Genomic DNA, 23,199 nt, shown 5'->3' with positions numbered 1-23,199 from the left:
ACCCGCCCGAGGCGGCTCACCGCCCCAGGTAACGAAGGCGGATCTGTTCCACCACGCCTTCCTTGATCAGCGCTTGCAGCACCTCCTGCATATGCTCGAGCATGCGTGGGTCGGTTTCAGAATGAAAGGCAAAACCCAGATCCCCTTCAAGCAGCGAATAGACGATCTGGTAATCCGTTGGATCCATACCCCCGTTCAGCATGGACCAGACGGCCACATCGTAACTGTAGGCAATCGCATCAACACGGCCGTACTCCAGCAACCGCACCAAGTTGCGGGAGGAATTGCTGAACACCAGGTTCTGACTCCCCACCCCCCGGGTTCGCAGCAGTTGAGCGCCGATATCCTCGCGCACGACCCCGATGCGCAGGGAATCCAACTCCTCATCCCGGGTCAGTTTCAGGTGCGCTCGACGGGGCGCCACCAGCACCACCCGGGTATCGATATAGGGACCCACAAAACGGAACAGCCGTTGCCGCTCGGGCGTATAGGTGGTGGAGAAAAGCGCCGTGTTGGGTTCGCGTTGCAACAGCGCATACCCCCGTGCCCAGGGCAAAAACTCGATCGCCCCGCGGGTCAGTCCAACCTCCAGTCGTCGCCAGACCTCAGCCAGCACATCGACGGCAATTCCCCGAGCCTCACCATCCGGGTCGGTGTAGTTGTAGGGAGGGTATTGCTCACTGATCCAGCGAACCTGCGCCAGGTCCCCCTCTGCGCTTAACGCTGACACCGGAACCCAAAGCAGCGCAATGAGTCCTATGGTAAGCAGATGCTGCCACCTGCCGCGCAAAAAGCGTCTCGTGTGCCGGACAAAAGTCACCATCGGCTATAGTTACTCCACTCGTCGCTGCCGTGAGAAATTCGTTACCATGATTTTAGGATTCAGAATACTTGCGCTGCTACTTTGCCCGGGCTGGTTCAACCGACAACAGCCCGTCGCCGACCATACCCGCTCGCCGCGGTACCAGGCGAAAAAGCGTATTGTCAAAGGGATTTGGATCGCCTCCGGCCTGATGATGCTGGCCTATCCCCTGCTTCCCTTCATCGTCACGCTCGGGCTTTTTACCACCTTTCTCTCCTTCACCATCCTGGATGAATCAGGCTGATTCAGACCCTTTCCAGAAGCACGATCAGAACTGGCAGATAGATCAAACCGCACAGCAGTGAAAAGGAGACCACATTGGCCGCATAATCCCGGTCCAGCTCGGCGCGGGCAGCAAAAACCAGGGTATTGAAGCCCACCGGTGCTGCGCACCCCACTATCAGCACTTTCTCTGCCAGCGGTGGAAGCCCCAACAAAACGGACAGCAACAACCCCACCAGCCCCCCGGCCGCCCCCCGCACAACCGCAACCGCCAAGGTCTTTCTATCCGGTTTCAGCGGCCAGCGACTGTAAACGCCCAGCGCCACCAGCACCAATAACAACAGCACCGCGGCAACCCCGCCCCCGACCCGCTCCAACGCCAGGGGAAGGCGCCAGTCAAATGCGTTCATGGACAGCGCCACCCCCAGCGCCCACAAGGGCGGAAAACGTAGCAACAACCCCATGACCGTTCGCAGGCGCCCTCGCGCATAGCCAAAGCCGCAGCAGAGCATATAGACCAGACTCAGGGTCAGCAGCGCGTTGCCAAGATCAAGCAACAGCAGGAAGCTGGCGCCCGCCAACCCCCACACGGCGAAAACGAAAGGGTAGACCACCGCCAAGTTCATAATCATGGCGCCGCTGATCGCCACCCCTCTCTGGCGAGGATCGTTCAGCCGGGGCGCGAGCCAGATCCAAGCCAGGGCGCCGGTCAGAAGGTGCCCCAGCAAGGCGGCCAGCGGCAGCCAAAGCAACTCGCCTTTCAGGGTCAGCCCTGGCACGGTGCTGAGCACCAGGCACGGCAACCCGATATGGAGCGCAGCACCGAAAACCCCATCGACCTGAGATGGTCTCACGCCACAGCGAGCCAGACATACGCCCAGCAGGTAGCAACCGAGAATCGGTGCAAGCCGTATCAGCAGCTCAGCGGTCGCCACGGGCGGCTACAGCGGCATTTAGAACAGCAGCCCGTGAAGCAGGGTGCGCAGGGCAATCGCCACCACCGCCCCCCACAGTGCCGGGCGCAGCACGCCCGCGACCCGTCGGCCGGCAGCGGCGAGCACCGCGATGCCGGCAAGGTCGAGGGGGTGAATCAGCAAGCCCGCGAGGCGGTTGAAGTCAGCCGCGCTGATCAGCCCCTGGTGAATGTAATCCACCGCCACCCCCATCATAGCGGTGCCGCCGGCGATAAACTTGGAGATAATCGGCAACAGCGATGCGCCGGGCAGGCCCAGCTGAGAGAATAACGGAGCCAGCGTGCTCTCGAGCGCCTCGATAAGGCCAACAGCACGCAGGACGTAAACCACCACCAGCGCCAGCACCAGCATCGGCAGGGCCCCGATCGAGATTTCAAAGGCATCTCGACCGGCCCGGTTGATCACGCCTAGCAGCCCGGTCGGGCCTTCGCCATCGCTTTGGGAAACGGTGCAGCCCTGGTCCTCGGCGTTCAGGTGACGCCCGAACAGGTGGTAGGTCAAGGCAGCGGCCAGCAGGCTACAGAGCAGAGAGATCAGCAGCGTCCCCCAGACGTTGAGTCCCACCGCCGCCATGGGGAACACCACGTTGGCCTGGGCCAACGCCAGGACCATGGCGAGGGTCGCCGCGATATGGCGCTGAGAGACACCGCCACGGTCCATCATCGCCAGGGTTGCCACCGGCGCGGCAAAGCTGACCAGGAGAATCTGGATCATGGCAAACACCCCGAGTCCGGGGATTCCCAGAGGCCGCAGCACCGGCGCGGCCACCCGCACCACCCGGTCAAGCACGCCCCAGTGCTCCAGCAGGCGCATAATCGCCAGCATCACGATCATCACCGGCAGCAATACAAACAGCGCCAGCTCGATCCCCGCGCGCCCGGCGTCCAGGATCAGCGCAGCAATATCGGCCATGGTCTCCCCTCAACCCCTTCGTAATCAAAGCGGCGCAGTGTAGCACGGTGCCGGCAGGAAGCCTTAGCCAGCGCTATGGAGGCCAGCCCTATGGGGCAGGTTGACAGTACCCGTGAAAGAACTGCGGAGGCTGCGGGTCAGGTAACAAGTTGAGATTGCTTAGTCGGTTAAAGCGTCCGGTGTCCCGGTTGACCACGGCCAGGGTCAATCCATCCATCAATATAAATACCTGGAAGCTAGGCGTCGCTTTGAGCAACTGGTGGGGATGGAGTAAAAAACGGTCGTCACTGCCCTCAACGCGGCAATCGAGGGGCGCGTCCAATGACGCCCCTGCGGCCGCCAGGCCCGTCGCCAGTCCGACGGCCGCCAGCCACATCATGAGCGCCGCTTCTGGTGCCGCTCGAGGTTGTCCTGGCGCGCCCGGGGACTCTTTCGCAGCAGCAGGTAGGTGGCGCCCAGCCCCCCTTGGGCCGGTTGGGCGCTGTGAAAAGCCAGCACCTCCTCCAACGCCGGCAGCCAGCGGGTCAAATAACTGCGCAACAGATTACCCGGCGCCTGCGCCTGCTTGCCCCGGCCGTGATGAATCAGGGCGGTACGCACTTCCAGGCGCAAGCACTCGCCGATAAAACGAAGGAGTTCATCACGGGCCGCCGGCACCGACAGTCCGATCAATTCAAGACGGGCATCACTGGAGTATCGCCCCAGGCGCAAATTACGGTAGACCCCGTCCTGCACCCCATCCCGATGCCAGGCGATCGGATCAAACGGGTGAACCGGTTCGATGGGGCCAACCCCGAGCTCCTTCGCAGCCTCGCCTTCGGCAGCAACCCGGCGCGCCAACTGGGCTGCACTGGGCTTTGTCCGGGCCTGCCGAAGGGCCGCGCGGTTGCTCTTGGCCAAGGGGCGGACGTCGGCCACCGCCTGCCGAAAAAGTTCTTCCTCGCTGGCCATAAAATCCTCCCTAGCGACACGCCCGCCGCCCCCGCCACCTGTCGGCGCACGAATCATCCTGAACCCAACCCGGGCGCTCCGCAGCCGGTGCTTTAAGGTGCCACACTTCAAGCATGCTACGCCCGCAAAGTGAAGTGCAAGCCTATATCCTCGCCCTGGCGATCACCAACAGCCGCCGGGAGTCGCTGCGCCTGGTCAGGGAAGCACTCACTGCCCTGGGGGAGAGCCTGCCGGAAGAGCCGCACCAGGTGATGCCGCGGTTTTACCTTTTACTGGTCAGCGCCCTAAAAGACTGGCAATGGCGGCGCCGCTGGCTGCCCTTCCTCAAGCCCCCCTCCGACGAGCCCTCCACGCCACCTAGCACCGCCCTTGGTCATTTGCCCATCACCTGCCGCTTTGCTTACCTGCTTCGGGCACTTACACCGCTCAATGCAGCTCAGGTCGCGGATATTGTCGAGGCCCCGGTTTCCCGGGTTCAGCACCCCGCTTGGCCCGCTTCGCTCCACACCAATCCGGACAATAGGTCTGCCTACCGCCGGCGCCTTCGGGCGATCCGGGTCGAGTTGGCGCAGCTGAAGCAGGCTGTATCTCCCGAGACTGTCCGAACACTCAAGCAGGCGCGCAATGAAAGCCAGGCCCAGCCACTGGCCCTGGCGCACCGCCCTCTGAGCCTCTGGCGGCGAGCCTTGCAGCGCCAAGCGCTGCCCACGGCGCTGAGCCTCCTGTTGCTGCTGGGCATCTGGCTCCTGAGCAAACTGGTCACCTGAACAAATTGGTCACCTGGCAGAGTTGCGAGCCCCCTCTTTCGAGAATGCCTCTTTGATTGTCCTTTCGCCAAGTGTTAAGTTCCCCATAACTCTATGTTGCACCGCAACGTAAGATACGGTAATCGTGAGTGAAAAGGGCCTATGCAAATCCCACTGAAGCAGTTTCTCGGCGCGGCCACAGGGCTTCTGTTTTCGACACTGCCACTGTCCGGCCAAGCCTGTGCCCTGGGCTCAGTCAACGTAGGCCTGTTTGACTTCCCTCCCTATTACCACCAGACCGACGATGCCCGCCCAGAAGGCCAACTGGTTGACCTCTTTGACCACGTCATGGGTCAGGTCGGGTGCCCCTGGCAAGCACGGTTTTTCGACAGCGTGCCACGCCTGCTGGAGGCCATGACCAGCGGCAGCACCCAGATTGCCATGCTGATCCATCACCCCTTGCTGGAGCGCCATGCACTGTTCGGCACCCGTTCCCTTGCCCCGCTGGTGCTCAACACCTACCACCTGCCGGACCGTTCTGCGGCCATGCACCTGAACGATCTTCGCAACCGGCGCCTGATTCTGATTCGCGGGTACGGCTACGGCGGGCTCGTAGACACCCTGCTCGACCCGGAAAACGGCATCACAGCGGTCATCGCCGAAAGCCACCGCGACGGCTTTAAACGGCTGCAGGCCAACCAGGGGGACTACCTCCTCAATTACGAGGGGCCCGCCACGGAGACCCGCAATGCCATGGGGCTCTACCACGTAGAGCACTCGGCGCTGCGCACCTGGGACGTCGTTTTCGTGATCTCTCGACAGGTACCCCAGGCGAACAAGCGCCTGGCCGAGCTAGAAGCCGCGTTGGACAGTGCCTCTCCCCCCCGTGGCTTGGCGTTGACGGCAACGCCTAAGCGCGGGCCCCAACTCAAAACGCCTGGCGTTGACGGCCCCCCCTAAACCCGGCCCGGCTCAGAACGCCTGACGATCACGACCGGCCCAAAGCGCGTCCGCCTGTTCCCGCGCCTTGGCATCGGTGTCCGCTTTTGCCAAAAGCCGCAGGCAGATGGCGAGGGTTTCCACCGCCGCCGCCTCGCCGTACTCGTGCTGTATCTCACCTCGCCACAGGCGAAGAAGATCCTGGGGATCCAAAGCCTCTTCCTTGATCAGGCGCCGTTCAAAACGACGAGGCCAGACCTGATCGCAATATTCCCCCTGGCGCAGCCACTGCAGGCTGCTCTCACCGTCGGGCTTGATCTCCGCCTCACCGCCATCGCCCCGAATGGTGACGCTGTTGGCGTGGCCGAGCAAGGCGGCGGTCTGCTGGTGCAAAGGGCCGTAGGCGGGGTGAAACACACCGTCCACCCGGTAAGGGGCATCAAGGGGGTTAAGCAGACGGCACAGGGTGTGCACCGGCGAGCGCAGCCCCAATATCGGCCGCAGGTTGATGATCTCGGCCAGGACCGGACTGAGCATGGTGATGGGTACGAAACTAAAGTTTTGCCGGGCGAGATCCAGCTCGACGTCGAGCCAGCTGGCTGCGGCACGCAGCCCCAGGCGGGGTAGCAGGTCTTCAATATAAAGCCGCCCCGGCGTGTGCCCGCGGGCGCCATGCATCAGAATGCGCACCCCCTCGCCGGCCAGCACCAGGGCGCTGAGAAGAAACCAGGGAAGCCGGTTTTTTTTGCCGGCGTAGGTGGACCAGTCCAGGCCGACACTGAGCGCCGTAGGTGCCGACATCCGCGCCCGCACGGCTTCTGCGAACCCTGCCAGCTCCTGGGGGCTCTCTTCTTTCACGCGCAACAGCATCAAGAAAGCCCCCAGTTGCTCCGGTCGGACCTCGCCAGCGAGGATCATGCTCATGGCATCACGGGCTTCGTCGACACTGAGCGAGCGGGTGCCTTTTTTGCCTTTACCCAGAATCCGTACAAAGGGTGCGAAGGGGTGCTCCTGGTCAGACATGGCGAACCGGTACCTGCAAAAAAGAGATATGTCAGATTATGGCCGCATGATGCCGCCAACAGCCCCTGGATTCCAGCCGTTTCCCTTAAAACCATTGACCCCTTGACCACCGGGCTTTAGGCTTTTTTAATTTTTCCACCAAGGTATTCCTATGCTGTTGTCGCGCCTGCCCGCGCTCGCGCTGAGCTTGGGGCTTTCGCTGAGCCTGCCGGCGATGGCCCACTTCCAGGAACTGATCCCGTCCGCCCCGGCCCTGACCCAAAACCGCCACCTGAGCCTTGAACTGACCTTTACCCACCCCATGGCGGGTGGGCCGGTGATGCCCATGCAGCGCCCCGAAGCGTTCGGCGTAATCATCGCCGGCGGCAAGGCGGAAGACCTCAGCGGGCAGCTGCAGCCGCTGCAGCGACAGGGCGCGGACGCCTACCGGCTCGATTACCAGGTCCGCCAACCCGGGGACCACCTGTTTTACCTGAGCCCGGCCACCTACTGGGAGCCCGACGAGAACAAACTGATTCGCCACTACACCAAAGTGGTGGTCGATGCCTTCAGTAACCACCAGGGCTGGGACACGCTGGTCGGTTTTCCCACCGAGATCGAGCCCTTGACCCGCCCCTACGGGCTCTGGACCGGCAACCTGTTCCGCGGCCGCGTTCTTCGCCATGGCAGCCCGTTGCCTTTTGGGGAGGTTGAAGTGGAATGGCGCAACGACGGCAGCATCACCGCCCCCACCGACGCCCATCAGACCCAGTTGATCAAGGCTGACGCCGCAGGCGTCTTCGCCTACGCCCTGCCCCGGGCCGGCTGGTGGGGGTTCTCGGCCCTGAGTAAGGCCGAGGGGCGGGAAGCCGCGCCCGACGGTACCCAGGTGCCGGTCGAAGAAGCGGGGCTGATCTGGATCCACGCAAGGGACATGCAGTAGCTCGTGGCGCATATTCCAGACGGCGTACTCTCTGCCCCGGTGCTGACCACCGGCGCTGTCCTCAGCGCCGGCGCGCTTGTCTACGCACTGAGACGGCTGGATTATGATCGCATTCCCCAGGCCGCGATGCTGTCGGCGCTTTTTTTCGTCGCCTCCCTGGTCAACGTCCCGGTCGGAGCCAGTAGCGTTCACCTGATACTGAACGGGCTGATGGGCATCTTGCTGGGCTGGGCCGCGGTCCCGGCGCTGCTGGTCGCCCTGCTGCTGCAGGCGATCTTTTTCGGCTACGGGGGGCTTGCAGTGCTTGGGATCAACACCCTTAATTTGGCGCTTCCCGCCCTGCTCTGCGCGGCGCTCTTCCGGGGCGCCATTCACCGCTGCCACTCCCCCCGCCAGCTTTTCTGGCTGGGCGCGCTGACCGGCTTCAGCGGCATCGCCCTGACCGGTGTGCTGGTTTGCCTGGCACTGGCCCTGAGCGGCCCGGAGTACATCCCCGCCGCCAAGGTGGCGCTACTCACCTATGTCCCCCTGATGCTGGCTGAAGCCGCCATCACCGGCACCATTCTCGGCTTTGTACAGCGGGTGGCCCCCGAGCAGCTTCGACTCCAACAGGTGACCCGTGACTAGACCCCTTACCCTGCTCGCCCTGTTACTGCTGAGCGCATCTGCCTGGGCCCACAAACTGCACCTGTTCGCGTTCGCCGAAGGCGAACAGGTCAGCGGCCAGGTCTATTTCGCCGGCGGTGCGCCGGCTACCCAGGCCACCCTCGCGGTGAACGCCCAGGACGGCACGTCCGCCGCGTCACCCACAGTGGACGCCAGCGGCTCATTTACCTTCTCCATCGCCTCGCGCCAGGATTACCTGATCACCGCGGACGCCGGCGACGGCCACCGGGCACAGTGGACTCTTCCGTCCCGGGAGCTGGCCGTCGACCTGCCCCCGGCCCCCGGGATCTCCCTCGAAGTAACGGACGATCCGGCTACGTCTCCGACCGCCGGTAAGGTCGCCGTCACTGCCGAGGTCGAGCGCGCCGTGGCCCGACAGGTCCGCCCGTTGCGCGAACAGTTGATCGCGCTGGAGCAGCGGCTGCGTTTTCAGGACATCCTGGGAGCGCTGGGCTATATCCTCGGGCTGGCCGGGCTGGCCCTGTGGTGGAGAGCCAAACGCCGGCCGGCGGCCCCCAAGTGAGCAGCCTGCCCCTGCTGGCCCCGCTGGCCACCTCCTCCTTTCTGAACACCCTGGATCCTCGCCTGCGGGTCCTCCTCTGCCTGGCATGGACCGGTAGCTGCCTGAGCCTGGAGCGCCTTTCGCTTCAGGCCCTCGCGGCGCTGGCCGCCCTGGGCGTCGCCCTGCTGCTCGGGCTGAGTCCCCGGGCACTGCTGCGTCGCCTGGTGGTGATGGAAGGCTTCATGCTGCTGGTGCTGCTCCTGCTGCCCTTCAGCATGCCGGGCAACCCAGTGTTCACCCTGGGGAACCTGGAGGCCACCGATGCCGGCTTCGCCCGTGCGCTGGGAATCCTGTTCCAGGCCCACGGCGTAATTTTCATGGTGCTGATCCTGCTGGGCACCCTGGAGGTGGTCACCCTGGGGCATGCCCTCGCCCGCCTGGGCGTCCCCGACAAACTGGTTCACCTGTTGCTGTTCACCGTCCGCTACGTCCAGGTGCTCTATGAAGAACACCTGCGCCTGCGCCAAGCCATGCGAGCCCGGGCCTTCGTGCCGGGCACCAACCGCCACAGCTGGAACAGCCTGGGTTGGCTGCTGGGGATGCTGCTGGTGCGCAGCCTGGAGCGCGCCTCACGCATTCACGAGGCGATGAAGTGCCGCGGTTTCCACGGACGCTTTTACCTGCTGGACGACGGCGCCTGGGGCCGGCACGATACCCTTATCGCCCTGGCCGCCGTGCCGCTGGTGCTTGTCCTGCCCCTACTGGAGTCTGTTTTATGAGCGAACCGCTGATTCGGCTGCAAGGGGTCTGCTTCGACTACCCCTCGGACCCAGTACTCAGAGACGTGGATTTCACCCTCAACCCCGGCGAACGGGTAGCACTGGCCGGAGTCAATGGCGCCGGCAAAAGCACCCTGCTGCGATTGCTGGTGGGACTGGTCAAGCCCCGTGCAGGGCGCATCCACGCCTTTGGCCAGGAACGCCGCTCGGAAGCCGATTTCAGGGAGGTGCGCGCCCGTGCCGGGTTACTGTTTCAGGACTCGGACGACCAGCTGTTCTGCCCCACGGTACTGGAGGATATCGCCTTTGGCCCCCTCAACCTGGGGCGCAGCGCTGGAGAGGCCCGGGCCATTGCCGAGCGCGTGCTGGATGAGCTGGCCCTCTCTCACCTGCGCGACCGGGTCACCCACCGCCTTTCCGGGGGCCAGAAACGGCTGGTATCGCTGGCGACGGTACTGGCGATGGAACCCGAGGTGCTGCTGCTGGACGAGCCCACCAATGCCCTGGACGAAGCCACCGACGAACGACTAACCGATTACCTGAAGCAGCTGCCCCAGGCCATGGTGTTTATCTCCCACGACCGGCTGCTGGTAGAAAAACTGGCCAACCGGGCGGTGATTCTGGAGGCGGGCAAGCTCAAGGAGGCGGTCATGCACCGCCACCCCCACCAGCACAGCCACCTGCATATTCATGCCCCGGGGCTGGCCGATCACAGCCACCCGCTGCCCGGCCACAACGACCACGGCCACAGCGGGCTCTGACCCGCGCCCCTCCTCCCGGACTCAACCCCCTGGCTAGATCCACAGCTCCGGCACCACCAGCCGTTGGCCCCGCTGCCGCTGTTCCGCCTCGGGCAGCACGTCCATACTGGGCCAGCAGCCCGACACCAGCGCCCGGGCGTATCCCTCACCCAAGCCGGCCGCCGCCAGCTTGCGGCTCGCCGTGTCCGCATCGTACACCAGGCGCTGCCAACGACAGCGCAGGGCACCGCCCCGGGGCTCCAGCAGCAGGTACCAACCGTCCCGGGTGCCATCGTTGGCGGGCAGCCCGATCACCCCGGCGTTGAGCCAGGCGCCGTCGCCGATACGCTCGCCAAAGGGCAGCCCCGCGTGGCCTCCCACCACCAGATCAGCCTCGCACGCCGCCCGCTCCTCAACTTTCACGGCGGCAGGGGTGGAGGCGAAGATAAACCGGCTGATCTGACTGACGCCGCCGTGAATCACCGCCACCCGCCGCTCCCCCAAGGTAAAGCGGACCCGCCGCGGCAGGGCGCCCATCCAGGCCCGCATGGCGGAATCCATCTGCCGGCGGGCATAGCCGTACCAGCCAACGGAGAGCAGCTGACAGGCGCTGCCCTCGGTAAACCCACACCCGCAATCGGCGGAGTCCCGGGCCAGGGACTCTTCACAATTGCCCATCACCACGCTGATTCCCCAGTCGCGCACCAGCTCCAGGGTGACGACCGGATCCGCGCAGTAGGCAATCAGGTCGCCGCTGCAGATCACCCGCTCGGGGGGCAGCCCCAGACGTTGCGCCTCGCTGCGCATGGCCTTGGTCGCTTCCAGGTTGCTGTAAGGACCACCAAAAATCAGTACCGGCCCTTCGATCCGTCCCAAATCCTGCACCTTCACCTTCACCTTCACCTCCATCTCAAGCCACCTGGGGCCGGGAGACGGTTTCCACCCCCAGGCGCCCCCCGAGCCAGAACAGCAGGCAGCCGCCCCCCAGCACCGTGGCGGAGATATAGAGCAGCTTGGTGTATTTGTGTAGATCCCCCAGCCACTGGCTGTAGCCGGCGGACTCGAGGAAATAGAGCGCAGCGCCCCCCAGAGCCAGGACAAAGGTGGCCAGGTAACTCCAGACCGGAATATCCGCCCGCCCGCCCCAGAGGCAGAAAAAGATCACCGGCGCCAGGTAAAGGGAGGCCGTACCGCTGACCGCCACCGCGCTAAACAGATCCTGGTTGCCCCCGTAGACACAGGCCAAGCCTAGCAGCATAAACAGTGCCATCACCGCCCGCCCGTTGCGCAGGGAGCCATCCACCCACCCCATGTCCAGCGCCACCAGCTTGGCCGAGCTCGAGAGCGTACTGTCCAGGGTGGACATGGCGGAGATTACCAACGCGGCATTGAACAGCAGCATCGGCAGCGCCCCCAGCAACCGCTCCAGCGCCTGGGGCATGGCCTCACCCTCCAGCGCGTTGGCGCCGGCAAGCACGCCGAGACTGCCAAAGGCCGCGATGCAAAGGACACCGATCCAGGTGGCGTGCAGAAAGCTGCGGCGGGTGGTCTGACGATCCGCCAGAAAGCCCCGGTCCATCATCACCGGGTCGTGCATGGGGTAACTCCAGATCTGCAGCAGGGCCACGGCGAGCAGCACGGGGCCGGGCTGGTCGTAGACAAAAGGGACAAAGCCGAGTTGGCCGAGGCTGACCGCCCCATTACCCAGGGCCAGCACCAGGAGCACGCCCAGTACCAGCATAAACAGCGCCATCTGAAACAGGTCGGTACGAAGGGAGGCATGCAAGCCCCCGAGCATGGAATAAAGCAAGGTCACCAGGGCGAAACCGGTAATCGACAGGGCATAGGCACCGGAACCGGCGGCGCCGAACAGCAGACCGATTACCAGCAGATTGGCGAATACCTCGCTGATCAGGCGTACACCGACCACGGTGTTATAACAGAGGGTTCCGCTGCGGCCGAACCGTGCCCGCAGGAATCCCTGCACGCTGCTGTAGCCATGCTGAAAGCGCAGACTGTCGATAATCCGCCCGCCAGTGAGAAACGAAAGGTAGTAAGCCGCGTAGGCCAACGTGCCCCAGATGCCGTAGTAAAACCCGAGAATGGCGGCGTTCATCAGCGAGCGGGCAAACACCCAGGTCGTCACCTGGGAGAAGGTGAGCAACCAGAGCCCTGGAGCCTCCCCCCCGGGGCCGGCGCCGCGGAAAAACATGGCGGCGCTCCCGGCGCGCCGGGTCAGCAGAATCGAGCCCAGGGCCACCACGGCGACCAGAATTCCCAGCGAATACTCCATAACCCGTCCCTATGTTGAGCGTTGCGTTAGTATCACGACCCTTGGCCGTTTTTTACAAGACGCCGGCGGAGAACCGGCGTTACAGTAGGTCGAACCGGATTATCTGCTACCCTGCTAACTTTTTTGCGAACCGAGGGGAGCAATCAGCCCTTGGAGAGGAGCCTTCAGCCTTAGAGAGGAGCCTTCAGCCCTTGAAGATGCCCGTCGGACGTTTTTTTGATACGGCCTCCCCGGCCCTGCTGCTGGTGCTGGGGGCGCTGGCGGCGACCGCACCGCTGGCCGTGGATATGTACCTGCCGGCGCTGCCGGCCATTGCCGAAGAGCTGCAGGCGCCGATCAGCCGCGTCCAGCAGACCCTGGCGGTTTTCATGCTCGGGTTTGCCGCCTGCCAGGTGCTCTACGGCCCCCTTTCCGACCGTTTCGGGCGCAAGCCGGTGATCCTGTTCGGCCTGCTCCTCTTTGCCGTGGCCAGCCTGCTCTGCGCGCGGGCCGGGTCGGTCAGCGAGTTGCTCACCTGGCGCCTGCTGCAGGCTCTGGGCGGCGGCGCCACCTCGGTGGTGGTCGCAGCCCTGGTGCGGGACCTCTACCAGGGCGACGAGGCAGCCCGGGCCATGTCCCTGGTAATCATGTCCATGACCCTGGCCCCCTTACTGGCGCCCCTGCTGGGGGGCCAGGTGCTGCTCTGGTTCGACTGGCGGCTGATCTTCTACCTGCTGGCCGGCTTCGCCCTGCTCCTGGCGCTGCTGATCTGGCGCCGCCTGCCCGAAACCCTGTCCCAGCCCCGCACGCTGTCGCCGGGCAATCTGGCGCGGGGTTACCTGGCGGTACTGGTTCATCGTAGCGCCTTGGGCCACTTGCTCTGCGCCGCGTTTTCCTTTGCCGGCATGTTCGCCTTCATCGCCGGTTCCCCGTTTGTCTACATCGGCTATTTCGGGGTCAGCGAACAGTTCTACGGCCTCCTGTTCGGGGCCAACGTGCTGGTCATGATGCTGCTCAACTGGATGAACCGCCGCTGGGTGATGACCCTGGGCGGCGCCAGGCTGATCCGGGTCGCAACCTGGGTTCAGCTCCTGTGCGGTTTGGGGATGGTGGCGCTGGTGGTGATGGATGCCGCGACCCTCGTTCTGCTGGTGCCCCTGCTGGTGGCCTTTGTCGGCATGATCGGCCTGCTGGGGGCCAACACCACCGCCGGGGTATTGACCCCCTTCGGCCACAGCGCCGGCAGCGCCTCGGCCCTGCTGGGGAGCCTGCGCTTTCTGACCGGCGCCGGCGCCGCCGCGCTGGTAGGCTGGTTCCACGACGAAACGCCGCTGCCGATGGTGGCGGTCATCGCCGGCTGCGGCCTGCTGAGCTTTGCCAGCTACCGCCTGCTGGTGCCGCCCCGCTCAGAGCGCGGCGAAGAGCAGCCGCAGGGCGAGCAACAGGAAAATCGCGCCGGTTAAACGATCAAGCCACGGTCCAAACCCCGGATTTGCCGCCAGGCGGGCGCGAAGCTGCCCGGCCAGCAGGCTGAAGCCGGCAAAAAGCGCCAGGGTTACCAGAATAAAAAGCCCGCCCAACACCAGCAGTTGCCCCTGCGGGTCGCCCTTGTCCGTCACGAACTGGGGCAAGAACGCCAGGAAAAAAAGCAGCACCTTGGGGTTGCTCAGGTTCATCAGCACACCGCGCCGATAGAGCTGCCCGAAGCCAAGATGCGGGGCCGCGTTCGACCCGCCTGCCCCCCGCCCAAACACCGCGGCTTGCGCCAGGTAAAGCAGGTAACCGGCGCCGAGCCATTGCAGCCCGGTCAGCGCCGCAGGCGAAGCGGCGACCAGCGCCGCCACCCCCAGGACAACCGCCGCAGTGTGGACCACGAGCCCCGTGCACAGGCCCAGGGTAACGGACATCCCTGACCGCCAGCCGTGACGGGCAGACTGGGCCAGAACGTAAAGATTATCCGGCCCCGGCGCCACTCCCAGCGCGGCACTGGAGAGCAGAAAGAGGAGCAAATTGGCGGGCTCACCCATGATCGTCGTTGCCCGGAAAAACTCGCTGGAAAACGCTGGCCAGGCCGCGGCTGGCCCGTTGCCAGAGACCTTCGCTGGGAGCGCAGGCGCTGTTAATTTCCAGGGTCAGGGTGCCCCCCTCGTAACGGGCACCGGGGCGCGGCGCGGCCCGCGTGATCAGCCCGCTCTGGGTGCGGTAAACCCGATAGCGCAGGTCCGGATCCATCTCCCGAAAGGTGGAGCTGCCGTAACGGCTGTCGAAAAAAACGTTCAGCGGCCCCAGGGCTTCGGTCAGGAGGCGCGGATCCAGCTTTGATTCACCCAATGCATGGGCCAGCAGAGGCCCCCGGTTTTGCTGTTCGATATCCTGGTAGCGCCCTTCCAGCCGCTCCAGGCGATAACGGGCATCCAAACCCAGCAGATTGGCCCAGGGCTTCCACTTCAAAAAGCGCGCGTCGAGACGCCACTGGTCACCGAGCATCAGGTAGCGCTGTACCCGGCAGCGGTCGCCGCTGAGCAGGATGGCCTCGTAACGCTGCGGGCCCAGGTTATCAAAGGTCAGCTCGGCCACCAGCTGCTCGTCGGTGAGGCGCTGATACCCCTGCCAGCCGATACCGAAAAACAGGAGCAGGAGCAGCACCGGAAGCAGCGGCAGGCTGACCCAGAGCAGAATGCGCCGCACGCGCTTCACCCCGCCTCCCGCTGCAACAACCCGGTGGTCAGCGCGGTCGCCAGGAGGGTGATCAGAATTGCCGCGGCAAAAAGATAAAAACCGTAATGGAGCTCGATCGCCACCAGCCCGCCCAGCTTCACCACCGCCACCAGAACCGCCACCACGAACACGTCCAGCATCGACCAGCGTCCGTAGCGCTGCATCCATCGCAGGTAGCGGTGCGCCCGGGGGGATGCGGGGTGCTCCCCTGCCAGGTTGGCCAGCAGCAACAGTTTAGCCACCGGCAGCAGCACGCTGAACAGCCCCAGCAGCAGGGCCAGCGGCCAGTGCCCGCCGCGGGCCAGTTGCAGCAAGGCCGATAACAACGACACCCGATCTTCCCAGAAGTAAAACTGTTCCAGGGTCATCATCGGGGCGGTAAGGCCGCTGCCCAGCGCCAGCAACCCAAACAAGATCAACGCCCGCGCCACTCGGCGCTGCAGGGCAAGTGACAGCCGCGGTGACATCAGTGGGCGAACTGCTCGCGCAGGATCCGCTCCTCCAGGTTGTGCTCGGGGTCGTAAAGCAGACGGCTCCACAGGCTTCGATCCTCGAAGACCTTCACCCGCAGCACGTTGCGGATTTCAGTGGAGTCCGCCGAGGCCCCCACCGGCCGCTTCTCGGCGTCGAGCACCTCCATCTCCACCGCCGCCTGGCGCGGCAGAATAGCGCCCCGCCAGCGGCGGGGCCGGTACGGGCTTACCGCGGTCAGCGCCAGCACGTTGGTGCCTAACGGGAGGATGGGGCCGTAGGCCGACATGTTGTAAGCGGTACTGCCTGCCGTGGTTGCCACCAGGACCCCGTCGCAGACCATCTCTTCCAGACGCACCACACCGTCGATGCTGACGCGAATGTGCGCCGCCTGGCCGGTTTCGCGGAACAGGGAGACTTCGTTGAACGCCAGGGCGTGGTGACGTTCGCCGTTATTGCAGAACGCCTCCATCCGCAAAGGGTGCAGATCGATGGAAGCGGCCTGCTCCAGCCGCTCGATCAGCCCGTCGGGGCGAAACTCGTTCATCAAAAAGCCCACGGAGCCCCGATTCATGCCGTAAACCGGTTTCTTCAGACGCAGATAACGGTGCAGGGCCCGCAGCATAAAGCCATCACCGCCAAGGGCGACGATCACGTCCGCCTCCTGGGGGTCTACGTGGGGGTATATCCGGCAGAGAATATCCCGCGCGCCCTGGGCCGAGGGGGACTTTCCGGCGACAAAGGCAATTTTTTTCTTGGCGCTCATGGAGTGGTCCTGACAGCCCGCGATCAACAGAGGGCGTACTTTAACCAACCCCGATTCAATCGCCAAGTCAACGCTCCCGGCGGGCCTCCGGCACCCTTTTACAAAATCCACAGATTTTGTGGATAAGTTTGTGTGTAACTTTTGGGTATCCGCGTCTAGGGCGCACTAACCGCGGTGCCCCTGCAAATTGGGCGTTTTTTGCTCACAAATATTTTTTTCTTTTGTTTTCAAGGCTCTGCGTTTGTCAAGCCGAGTTGTTAAAAAAATTTCAACCTATTGAACGCACCCGGTGTCAACTTTTTTTTCACCCTTCAATCTTGTGCATAAGCGAATTTTAATATCCCTTGTCAACGCTTTTTTTGTCCACCGGGAGGGCCGGGACGAAGCAAAAACTCGCTCAGCAGAAAAGGGTCGTCGAAATGGCGCTGCCCGGTAAAGCTGATCAGGTGCTGGCCCCACTGGCGCATCGCCCCTGCCGAAGGCACCCCCATGGGCCATAACAGAAAACGTTCCAGCCGGCGGGAAGACGCTACCCTTCCACCCGGGTCAAACAGGCTTCGGGTGCCCCCCTGCCCGTCCGGCAACCGCAGCAACGTTTGGTAGGGCTGGAGACGATAATCACGCACTTCCGTCCCTTGATCCTTTTCAAGGGAAAGGCCGACCAGGTAGTGATGGCTATCCGTGATCCGAACCGACAGACGCTCCTCATCCCGGTCCGGGGCCCCGAAAAAGATCAGCGGGTTTTCCTCGTCCGGGTCCAGCGCATGGAGGCGGACCTCCTCTGAAACGGGAAACAGAAAGTGGTAGCAGCCGCAGGCATGAATGCTGTCGTAGGCCAGCACCTGCCCATCAGAATCCAGGGTGACCCGCCAAATCAACCCGTCCAGGTGACCGGCATAGATATCCAACAGACCCTGGGCCGGGCGCGCCCCAAACCAGACCTGGTAATTGAGCTGTAACAGAATCTGGCCTTGGAAACGGGTATAGGACGGCAGCTGGTACACTACCGGCCGCGCTCCGTCGACCTGGGGTCGCCCGTCCTGCCCCCAATACAGTGCGCCGATCCGGTCTGCCGAACTCGCCTGCCGCACCTGCCAACGGGGGGCGAAATGGTGAAAAAGCGCTTGCAACCGAGCGTCCGGCAGTTCCGGGATCGCCAGCGGGCTGGCCGCGCGGGCCTGGGCCAGCCAGGCTCGGATCCGGTCCGGTTCCAGTGTCACCGCTTGCAAGGGGCGGTACTCGATGCGCACTCCCTTTGCAAAACGGGGGGCGTTAAACGCCGGCTCCCAAATCGCATTCCACCGTTCAATCTGGTGCAGCACCACCAGGCGGGTCAAAGGGAAAAGACCCAGTACTCGCTGGGGCGTGCTGTAGCCACTGGGGACCCGGGCCTGCTGTTGAACCCTTTGGTAAAAACCGGGGGCGGCTCGGTCCGCATCCGCCAGACGCCGAATGCAGGTTTCAATCGCCTGGCGCTCGGATGCAGTGAACGGCCGCGGCAGGTTATCCAGCTCCAGGGCCCGGGCCTCGCTGCCCAGCGCCAGAAGACGCCCGTGCCAGGCGCGCCTTTGCGCCGGCCCCGCCAGTTGTCCGGCGAAGCTGGCGAGAAAGCGGTCCACCCGCAGGTAGGGAAAATCGTCCAGGGGGTGGGCGCTGCGATCCCGGGTCCCGGCGGTGCGGATGCGCCCTTCCATGTCAGCCAGCAGCTCCCGGCAACGGGGCTCATCCTGAAGTCCCGTCAACTGGGTGTAACTTCGCGGCCCCGCGCAACCGGCAACAAACAACACCAGCAACAGGGTGGCGAGCAGTCGGGTCATGGCTTCCTCCTGCTCGAAGTGTAGTTCGCTGGCACCGGCGACCGGGCCAGACCCGGTCATCGCCGGCTAATGGCGATGATGGTGCCCGTTGGCTTGCGCGCTGGCGGTCGGAATGGAGCCAACCGGCCTTACCTCGGCGTCCACGCGAATATCCCCCGCCGACTCGAAGGTGAGCCAGATGGGAACCCGCTCGCCTACCGCCGGAGCCCGGGTCATGCCCTTGAACATCAGGTGGTAGCCGCCGCTTTGCAAAGTCGTACAGGAACCGGCAGGAAGCGGGATTCCGGGTACCCTTTGCATACGATAATGGCCGTCCACTTCTTCGCTCTTATGAATTTCGACCTCCCCGGCCAAATCAGAGCGCACTTTAAGCAAGCGATCGCCAGCGTCACCGTGGTTGTGGATCACCATGTAGCCACTGTTGACCTTGGAAACCGCCGGCAACGAACGCACCCAGACATCCTCGATATGGATCTTCGAATCCGCCGACGCCGGGGGGAGGAGCAAAGCGGCTAACAACAGCGGCAGAACCCGAGGCCACACAGCTCGACGGAACACGCTCATACCGTCTCCTTATTCATCATTGAGTGCCTGGATATCGTCCCGCATCTGGGCAATGGGCGTACCACTGAAATAGGTTGCCCGAACCCGGCTGCGTTTATCCAACAGGTAGATACCGGCACTGTGGCTATACAGGTAGGCGAGCGAACCGTCGCCATCGGTTTTCTTAACCTTGAGTTTTTTGTAGGCGGTGCTCAGCGGCTGCTCACCCTTGCGGTCGTAACGGGCTTGAAACAAGGCAACGATCTGGTCAATCCGCTCGCGACGGTCGCTGATGCCGATGTAGCCGGGGTCGAAATGGGCCAGGTAGGCCTTGAGGTGCGCGGGAGTATCGTACTCCGGGTCAACGGAGACAAAGAGCACTTGAACCGCGACCTCATCGTCGCCGGTGAGTTCGGCAAGATGCCCAAGGGTCGCCGGGCAGATATCCGAGCAGTTGGTGTAGCCGAAAAAAAGCAGCACCGGTTGGCCCTGAAAGTCCGCAGGCCCCACCTCGCGGCCCAGGGTGCTCATGGCGGAAAAATCACCGCCGAGCCCGCGCAATACAGGCAGCGCCGCCGTAGCCTCAAACGAGGCCAACCAGAACAGCAGGCAGACGGTGCCGATTTTCATGCCTTTGTTGATCATGGAATCTCCTAACACTTGATACGGGCGCCGTTACCCTGCAGCGGCGCAAGATAGCGCTCGCTCAGCCGGCGTATTCGCAGCTGGCCATCCGGCATCTCCCCAAGGGTGAGCTCCACATCAAGCCGCGCCACGGCCGCCAGGCCATCGTCCTGCGTACCCTGCCAGTCCAGCTCCACCCAGACGCGGAGCAGGCCGTTCCCGCGTGGCGCCGTCTTAAAGTAAGCGATCCGGTAACGGCTGGCGCTCAGACCGTCGAAACGCTGCCCGAGTAACGCTTCAAGCTGGGCGAAGGAGCGGGCCTCGCCCTCCACCAGCTGGATCTCCCAGCCTCGTTCGACCACCAGCGTGCGGTAACCGTCAATTTGGGTGGTGCGCTGATGCTGGAGTTCCAGCCAGCGTTCGACCAGTTCGCGGGCGCTCGCTGCCGCAGTGTCGGCGTCCATGGTCGAGGCCGTGGCCGGCAGCACCAGCCCCCCTAGCCATAAACAAAGGCCGAAGGCCACAGAGCGCATGATGGTCACGGCCATCCCTCCCCTCTGGGTGATTAAATTTGAGCGGGGGGATCACTCCCCCCGTCACCGGATCAGGCCTTGATCGGCCCGGGCGCTCTGACCTGGGTCATCAGGTCGTCATTCCAGGCGCCCTCCACCTGGAAGTGGGCGGCGGCGCCCAACAGGATCGCCTCGATCAGGTTGTGGTTGACGTAGGCGTAGGTGCCCGGCTGATGGAAGGTGTAGAGGGCCGCGGCGGCGGCACCGCCGGGAATGTGCCAGGTCTCAAGGTTAGTGGAGGGGGTATCGTTGAACGAGCCGCCGGACCAGACCAGGTCCCCGTGCCCGCCGATCAGGTGCGGACGGGTGTCACGGTTGGCCTGCGAATGAACGATCAGCACCGACTCACCCACTTTGGCCTTCATGGCGTTTTTGCCGGTCAGAGCGCCGACGGCACCGTTGAACACCACGTGAGTGGGGGTCAGCCCCTTCATCACCTCCAGCATTTCCGGCATGCCCATGATAATGCTGTCGTAGACCTTGTACTTGCCGTTGGCGTCCTTGGGCAGGTAGAGGTCCTGCTCGCCCACGTAGTAGGCGCGGTCGTAACGGACCGGATTGCCCTGGGGATCTTTGAGTCCGTCACGGGGCAGCACCATGATGGCGCCGTTCATGCCGCTGACCACGTGGAAGGGGATCATCTGGCCACCGGGGGCGCAGTGGTAAACAAAGGTGCCGGCCTTGGTGGCCCGGAACCGCAACACCACCTCCTCGCCCGGGGAAACTTCGGTGAGGGCACCGCCACCCAGCCCGCCGGTAGCCGCGTGGAAATCGATGTTATGCATCAGCTGGTTGGAAGCCGGATTAACCAGGGTCAACTCAACGTAGTCCCCTTCGTGACAGACGATCAGCGGCCCGGGCATGCTGCCGTTGAAGGTGCAGGCCCAGACCTTGGCGCCGCTGCCGTCCACGTCCATCAGTTTCTCTTCGACTACCATCCGCACTTCCACCACCTTGGGGCCCCCTGTAGCCACCTGGTCATGGACGGGGGCAAAGGGGGGCGGCACCAGGGTCTGCTTTACTCGTCGCAGAGAACCGATCTCCTCCGCCGGCACAGCGGCCCCCACCGGGCGGCTGCCGGCGGCGGCCTGCGAACTCATCAGGCTGGCCGCAGCCGCAACGCCCACCGTGGCGACGGTCGCGCCGATAAAACCGCGTCGGCTGACGCCTTCAGGTTCCATGCAATCCGTTGTCTGTTTTTTCATGCTCTTAGCCTCTTGCTTAACGATAATCTGACTCCGAGTGTAGGAGCGAAACGAGGCTCCCGACTTGATTCGCATCAATTCCGATAAAAGCAGTATGTTTTTTGGTTTTGTTTTTTATATCAGCGCCTTAAAGGGCACACACAGAACCAAAAAAAGAAAAAAAAGGGCTTCACCCGGCACCGTCTTTCAACGGCCGGGGAAGCCCAAAAGCGCTGCTCACCTAGAGCGATGTAAGCCGGATTACCACCTCCGGAAACAACCACCCCAGGGCGATCAGCGGTGCCAGTACATAAAAGTACGCGAGCATGCTCCGCCGTATCGCGCCTTTCACACCCGCCAGGCCCACCAGGTACTCGACAACCAGTTTCCCCTTAATCGCCGCGGCGGCGCACACCAGCAACACCGGAACGGCGCCGGAAGCCGATACGTCCGCCAGCAAGGCGCTGATCAGGGTCACCGCCAGCAACAACAGCCACACCGACACCAGCAACTCACGGTTCAACATTGGTCACCTCAATACGTACAGCAGGGGGAAAATAAGAATCCACACCAGATCGATCATGTGCCAGTAGCAGGCCGCCCCCTCCAGGCCTTCATGTTCACGGGCGTTGAAGTGCCCCCAATGGGTGCGGGCCATGGCCCAGCCGATGGTGCACATGCCCACCAGAACGTGCAGCAAATGGTTGAAGGTCAGGTAGTAATAGAGGGTGAAAAAGACATTGGTCCGTGAATCGAACCCGGCAGCGGCATTCCACTGGTACTCCCACCCCTTGACCCCAAGATAGGCCGCACCTATCAGCAAGGTTCCGCCGAGCCAGTGCAGACAGCGACGCGCCCGCCCCTGCTGCATAGCGGCCACCCCCCGGGCCACACAGAAGCTGCTGGTCAGCAGCAGCAGGGTGTTGACCAGCCCGGCCAGGGTGTTGAGCTGCCCCGGGCCGGCCGCAAACACGTCAGGGTTGTGGGCACGCACCACCAGCAGCACCAGAAAGAAGAGCGCGAACTCGGTCAACTCCGCCCAGACAAGGATCCAGACCGCGATATTGGCCGGCGCCCGGCGCGACGCGTTCTCGGCGGCGGCGAGTGCCAACGGCGAGGCGACGAGGCTCAACATAATCAGAAGTACGCCTGGATGAGGCGCTCAATAGCGCTCAGGGTTTCAGCCTCATCGCTAAGGGGTTGCGCCAGGCAGGCAAGACAGGCTTCCCGGGGGCTGAGGCCGGCACCGATCATGCGGGCGGCGTAGATCAGCAGGCGGGTGGAGGCGGCCTCCTCGAGGTCATGATCCTTCAGCCGGCGCAGGTCGTTGCCCAGGGCAACCAGCTGCTGGGCCTGCTGCTTATCGACACCGGACTCCTGGCAGACAATCACCACCTCCTGCTCGGGGTCGGGGTAGTCGAAACTCATGGCCACGAAGCGTTGTCGCGTGCTGGGCTTGAGCCCCTTCAGCAGGTTCTGATAGCCCGGGTTATAGGAGATCACCAGCATAAAATCCGGATGCGCCTCGATCATCTCCCCGGTGCGCTCCACAGGCAGCACCCGGCGGTGGTCCGACAGCGGGTGCAACACCACGGTGGTGTCCTTGCGTGCCTCCACCACCTCGTCCAGGTAACAGATCCCCCCTTCGCGCACCGCGCGGGTCAGCGGGCCATCCTGCCAATAGGTTCCCTCGGCCCCGATCAGGTGGCGGCCCACCAAGTCGGCTGCGGTGAGGTCATCGTGGCAGGCCACGGTGTAGACGGGACGTCCCAGCCGCTCGGCCATATGTTCGACAAAACGGGTCTTGCCGCACCCGGTGGGCCCTTTGATGAGCACCGGCAACCGGTTCTCGGCGGCCAGGGTGAATATTTCAATTTCCCGCCCCTTGGGCAGGTAGTGACGCTCTTTCGACATGGATTACTCCTGAGGCGGGCGCACGGCCTCGCCTGTCCGATTAATGCTGTTCAGGGCGCCGTAGCGCCGGTTATTCCCAT

Annotated in this window: 28 protein-coding genes; 9 read left to right on the top strand and 19 right to left on the bottom strand. The window is 63.8% G+C overall.

Annotation, left to right across the window (positions count from 1 at the left end; all coding sequences use genetic code 11):
• Window positions 1-16: 16 nt before the first annotated feature.
• Window positions 17-730 carry a transporter substrate-binding domain-containing protein gene (locus tag JGZ97_RS02210; protein WP_207060973.1) on the bottom strand — a complete coding sequence of 238 codons (714 nt, stop codon included), beginning with the start codon at window positions 728-730 and terminating at the stop codon, window positions 17-19.
• Window positions 731-749: 19 nt separating this feature from the next.
• On the opposite strand from JGZ97_RS02210, the gene JGZ97_RS02205 reads away from it, so the two are divergent.
• The gene (locus JGZ97_RS02205) at window positions 750-1,106 is read left to right on the top strand and encodes a hypothetical protein (RefSeq protein ID WP_207060972.1); all 357 of its coding nucleotides are present in this window, start codon (window positions 750-752) and stop codon (window positions 1,104-1,106) included.
• Between the two features lies 1 nt (window position 1,107).
• Here the strand turns inward: JGZ97_RS02205 and JGZ97_RS18425 are convergent, their stop codons facing one another.
• The 3 genes from JGZ97_RS18425 to smrA all read right to left on the bottom strand — a co-directional run bounded on the left by JGZ97_RS18425 (window position 1,108) and on the right by smrA (window position 3,921).
• Window positions 1,108-1,938 carry an AEC family transporter gene (locus JGZ97_RS18425; protein ID WP_207060971.1) on the bottom strand — a complete coding sequence of 277 codons (831 nt, stop codon included), beginning with the start codon at window positions 1,936-1,938 and terminating at the stop codon, window positions 1,108-1,110.
• Between the two features lie 99 nt (window positions 1,939-2,037).
• The gene (locus tag JGZ97_RS02195) at window positions 2,038-2,970 is read right to left on the bottom strand and encodes a nucleoside recognition domain-containing protein (protein ID WP_207060970.1); all 933 of its coding nucleotides are present in this window, start codon (window positions 2,968-2,970) and stop codon (window positions 2,038-2,040) included.
• A 375-nt stretch (window positions 2,971-3,345) separates the two neighbouring features.
• Window positions 3,346-3,921: a DNA endonuclease SmrA gene (gene smrA / locus JGZ97_RS02190; RefSeq protein ID WP_207060969.1), complete on the bottom strand. Its 576-nt coding sequence runs from the start codon at window positions 3,919-3,921 to the stop codon at window positions 3,346-3,348.
• A gap of 113 nt (window positions 3,922-4,034) precedes the next feature.
• Here smrA and JGZ97_RS02185 point away from each other — a divergent pair, with 113 nt between their 5' ends.
• Window positions 4,035-4,688 (top strand): hypothetical protein, encoded by a 654-nt coding sequence (locus JGZ97_RS02185; RefSeq protein WP_207060968.1) that lies wholly within the window; start codon window positions 4,035-4,037, stop codon window positions 4,686-4,688.
• Window positions 4,689-4,829: 141 nt separating this feature from the next.
• Entirely contained in the window at window positions 4,830-5,627 is a 798-nt protein-coding gene (locus JGZ97_RS02180; protein WP_207060967.1) for a hypothetical protein, read from the top strand.
• Between the two features lie 12 nt (window positions 5,628-5,639).
• On the opposite strand, the gene JGZ97_RS02175 is transcribed toward JGZ97_RS02180, so the two are convergent.
• Window positions 5,640-6,629: a glycosyl transferase family protein gene (locus JGZ97_RS02175; RefSeq protein WP_207060966.1), complete on the bottom strand. Its 990-nt coding sequence runs from the start codon at window positions 6,627-6,629 to the stop codon at window positions 5,640-5,642.
• Between the two features lie 151 nt (window positions 6,630-6,780).
• On the opposite strand from JGZ97_RS02175, the gene JGZ97_RS02170 reads away from it, so the two are divergent.
• From JGZ97_RS02170 to JGZ97_RS02150, 5 genes are read left to right on the top strand one after another with little or no spacing between them, the layout of a single operon-like run.
• A complete protein-coding gene (locus JGZ97_RS02170; protein ID WP_207060965.1) occupies window positions 6,781-7,551 on the top strand; it encodes a DUF4198 domain-containing protein in 771 nt (256 codons plus the stop codon).
• A gap of 3 nt (window positions 7,552-7,554) precedes the next feature.
• Window positions 7,555-8,178 (top strand): cobalt transporter CbiM, encoded by a 624-nt coding sequence (cbiM, locus tag JGZ97_RS02165; RefSeq protein ID WP_207060964.1) that lies wholly within the window; start codon window positions 7,555-7,557, stop codon window positions 8,176-8,178.
• Window positions 8,171-8,740, top strand: a complete 570-nt coding sequence (locus JGZ97_RS02160) for a carboxypeptidase-like regulatory domain-containing protein (protein WP_207060963.1) — start codon at window positions 8,171-8,173, stop codon at window positions 8,738-8,740. The genes cbiM and JGZ97_RS02160 overlap by 8 nt, the downstream gene beginning before the upstream one ends.
• On the top strand, window positions 8,737-9,498 hold the full coding sequence (cbiQ, locus tag JGZ97_RS02155) for a cobalt ECF transporter T component CbiQ (protein WP_207060962.1): 762 nt from the start codon (window positions 8,737-8,739) through the stop codon (window positions 9,496-9,498). Before JGZ97_RS02160 ends, cbiQ begins: the two co-directional genes overlap by 4 nt.
• Window positions 9,495-10,259: an energy-coupling factor ABC transporter ATP-binding protein gene (locus JGZ97_RS02150; protein ID WP_207060961.1), complete on the top strand. Its 765-nt coding sequence runs from the start codon at window positions 9,495-9,497 to the stop codon at window positions 10,257-10,259. Before cbiQ ends, JGZ97_RS02150 begins: the two co-directional genes overlap by 4 nt.
• A 33-nt stretch (window positions 10,260-10,292) precedes the next feature.
• Here the strand turns inward: JGZ97_RS02150 and JGZ97_RS02145 are convergent, their stop codons facing one another.
• A complete protein-coding gene (locus tag JGZ97_RS02145; protein WP_207060960.1) occupies window positions 10,293-11,147 on the bottom strand; it encodes a metallophosphoesterase in 855 nt (284 codons plus the stop codon).
• A gap of 1 nt (window position 11,148) precedes the next feature.
• Entirely contained in the window at window positions 11,149-12,531 is a 1,383-nt protein-coding gene (locus JGZ97_RS02140) for a sodium:proline symporter (protein WP_207060959.1), read from the bottom strand.
• Window positions 12,532-12,728: 197 nt separating this feature from the next.
• Between JGZ97_RS02140 and JGZ97_RS02135 the strand changes: the two genes are divergently transcribed.
• The gene (locus JGZ97_RS02135) at window positions 12,729-13,973 is read left to right on the top strand and encodes a Bcr/CflA family multidrug efflux MFS transporter (protein ID WP_242521507.1); all 1,245 of its coding nucleotides are present in this window, start codon (window positions 12,729-12,731) and stop codon (window positions 13,971-13,973) included.
• Here JGZ97_RS02135 and JGZ97_RS02130 read toward each other — a convergent pair.
• The 12 genes from JGZ97_RS02130 to JGZ97_RS02075 form a co-directional block, all read right to left on the bottom strand.
• Complete coding sequence (locus tag JGZ97_RS02130) at window positions 13,917-14,537, bottom strand: LysE family translocator (RefSeq protein WP_207060957.1); 621 nt, start codon at window positions 14,535-14,537, stop codon at window positions 13,917-13,919. The two genes, JGZ97_RS02135 and JGZ97_RS02130, sit on opposite strands and share 57 nt — an antisense overlap.
• Window positions 14,530-15,207 carry a hypothetical protein gene (locus JGZ97_RS02125; protein ID WP_207060956.1) on the bottom strand — a complete coding sequence of 226 codons (678 nt, stop codon included), beginning with the start codon at window positions 15,205-15,207 and terminating at the stop codon, window positions 14,530-14,532. The genes JGZ97_RS02130 and JGZ97_RS02125 overlap by 8 nt, the downstream gene beginning before the upstream one ends.
• Window positions 15,204-15,695 (bottom strand): paraquat-inducible protein A, encoded by a 492-nt coding sequence (locus JGZ97_RS02120; RefSeq protein ID WP_207060955.1) that lies wholly within the window; start codon window positions 15,693-15,695, stop codon window positions 15,204-15,206. The genes JGZ97_RS02125 and JGZ97_RS02120 overlap by 4 nt, the downstream gene beginning before the upstream one ends.
• Window positions 15,695-16,531: an NAD kinase gene (locus JGZ97_RS02115; RefSeq protein WP_207060954.1), complete on the bottom strand. Its 837-nt coding sequence runs from the start codon at window positions 16,529-16,531 to the stop codon at window positions 15,695-15,697. Before JGZ97_RS02115 ends, JGZ97_RS02120 begins: the two co-directional genes overlap by 1 nt.
• A 281-nt stretch (window positions 16,532-16,812) precedes the next feature.
• Window positions 16,813-18,282, bottom strand: coding sequence for a hypothetical protein (locus JGZ97_RS02110; RefSeq protein ID WP_207060953.1), 1,470 nt, complete (start codon window positions 18,280-18,282; stop codon window positions 16,813-16,815).
• 66 nt (window positions 18,283-18,348) lie between these two features.
• On the bottom strand, window positions 18,349-18,846 hold the full coding sequence (locus tag JGZ97_RS02105) for a copper chaperone PCu(A)C (protein WP_207060952.1): 498 nt from the start codon (window positions 18,844-18,846) through the stop codon (window positions 18,349-18,351).
• Between the two features lie 9 nt (window positions 18,847-18,855).
• Complete coding sequence (locus JGZ97_RS02100; protein WP_207060951.1) at window positions 18,856-19,470, bottom strand: SCO family protein; 615 nt, start codon at window positions 19,468-19,470, stop codon at window positions 18,856-18,858.
• 8 nt (window positions 19,471-19,478) lie between these two features.
• Window positions 19,479-19,997: a hypothetical protein gene (locus JGZ97_RS02095; RefSeq protein ID WP_207060950.1), complete on the bottom strand. Its 519-nt coding sequence runs from the start codon at window positions 19,995-19,997 to the stop codon at window positions 19,479-19,481.
• Window positions 19,998-20,053: 56 nt separating this feature from the next.
• A complete protein-coding gene (nirK, locus tag JGZ97_RS02090) occupies window positions 20,054-21,226 on the bottom strand; it encodes a copper-containing nitrite reductase (RefSeq protein WP_242521480.1) in 1,173 nt (390 codons plus the stop codon).
• A 220-nt stretch (window positions 21,227-21,446) separates the two neighbouring features.
• On the bottom strand, window positions 21,447-21,731 hold the full coding sequence (locus tag JGZ97_RS02085) for a hypothetical protein (protein WP_207060949.1): 285 nt from the start codon (window positions 21,729-21,731) through the stop codon (window positions 21,447-21,449).
• 3 nt (window positions 21,732-21,734) lie between these two features.
• On the bottom strand, window positions 21,735-22,340 hold the full coding sequence (locus JGZ97_RS02080; protein WP_207060948.1) for a cytochrome c oxidase subunit 3 family protein: 606 nt from the start codon (window positions 22,338-22,340) through the stop codon (window positions 21,735-21,737).
• A 2-nt stretch (window positions 22,341-22,342) separates the two neighbouring features.
• The gene (locus JGZ97_RS02075; RefSeq protein WP_207060947.1) at window positions 22,343-23,119 is read right to left on the bottom strand and encodes a CbbQ/NirQ/NorQ/GpvN family protein; all 777 of its coding nucleotides are present in this window, start codon (window positions 23,117-23,119) and stop codon (window positions 22,343-22,345) included.
• Window positions 23,120-23,199: the final 80 nt, after the last annotated feature.

Source organism: Motiliproteus sp. SC1-56, assembly GCF_017309075.1.
GTDB lineage: Bacteria > Pseudomonadota > Gammaproteobacteria > Pseudomonadales > Balneatricaceae > Motiliproteus.
The sequence above is the reverse complement of the archived record's forward strand: the minus strand, read 5'-3'. Positions and strand labels throughout refer to the sequence as shown.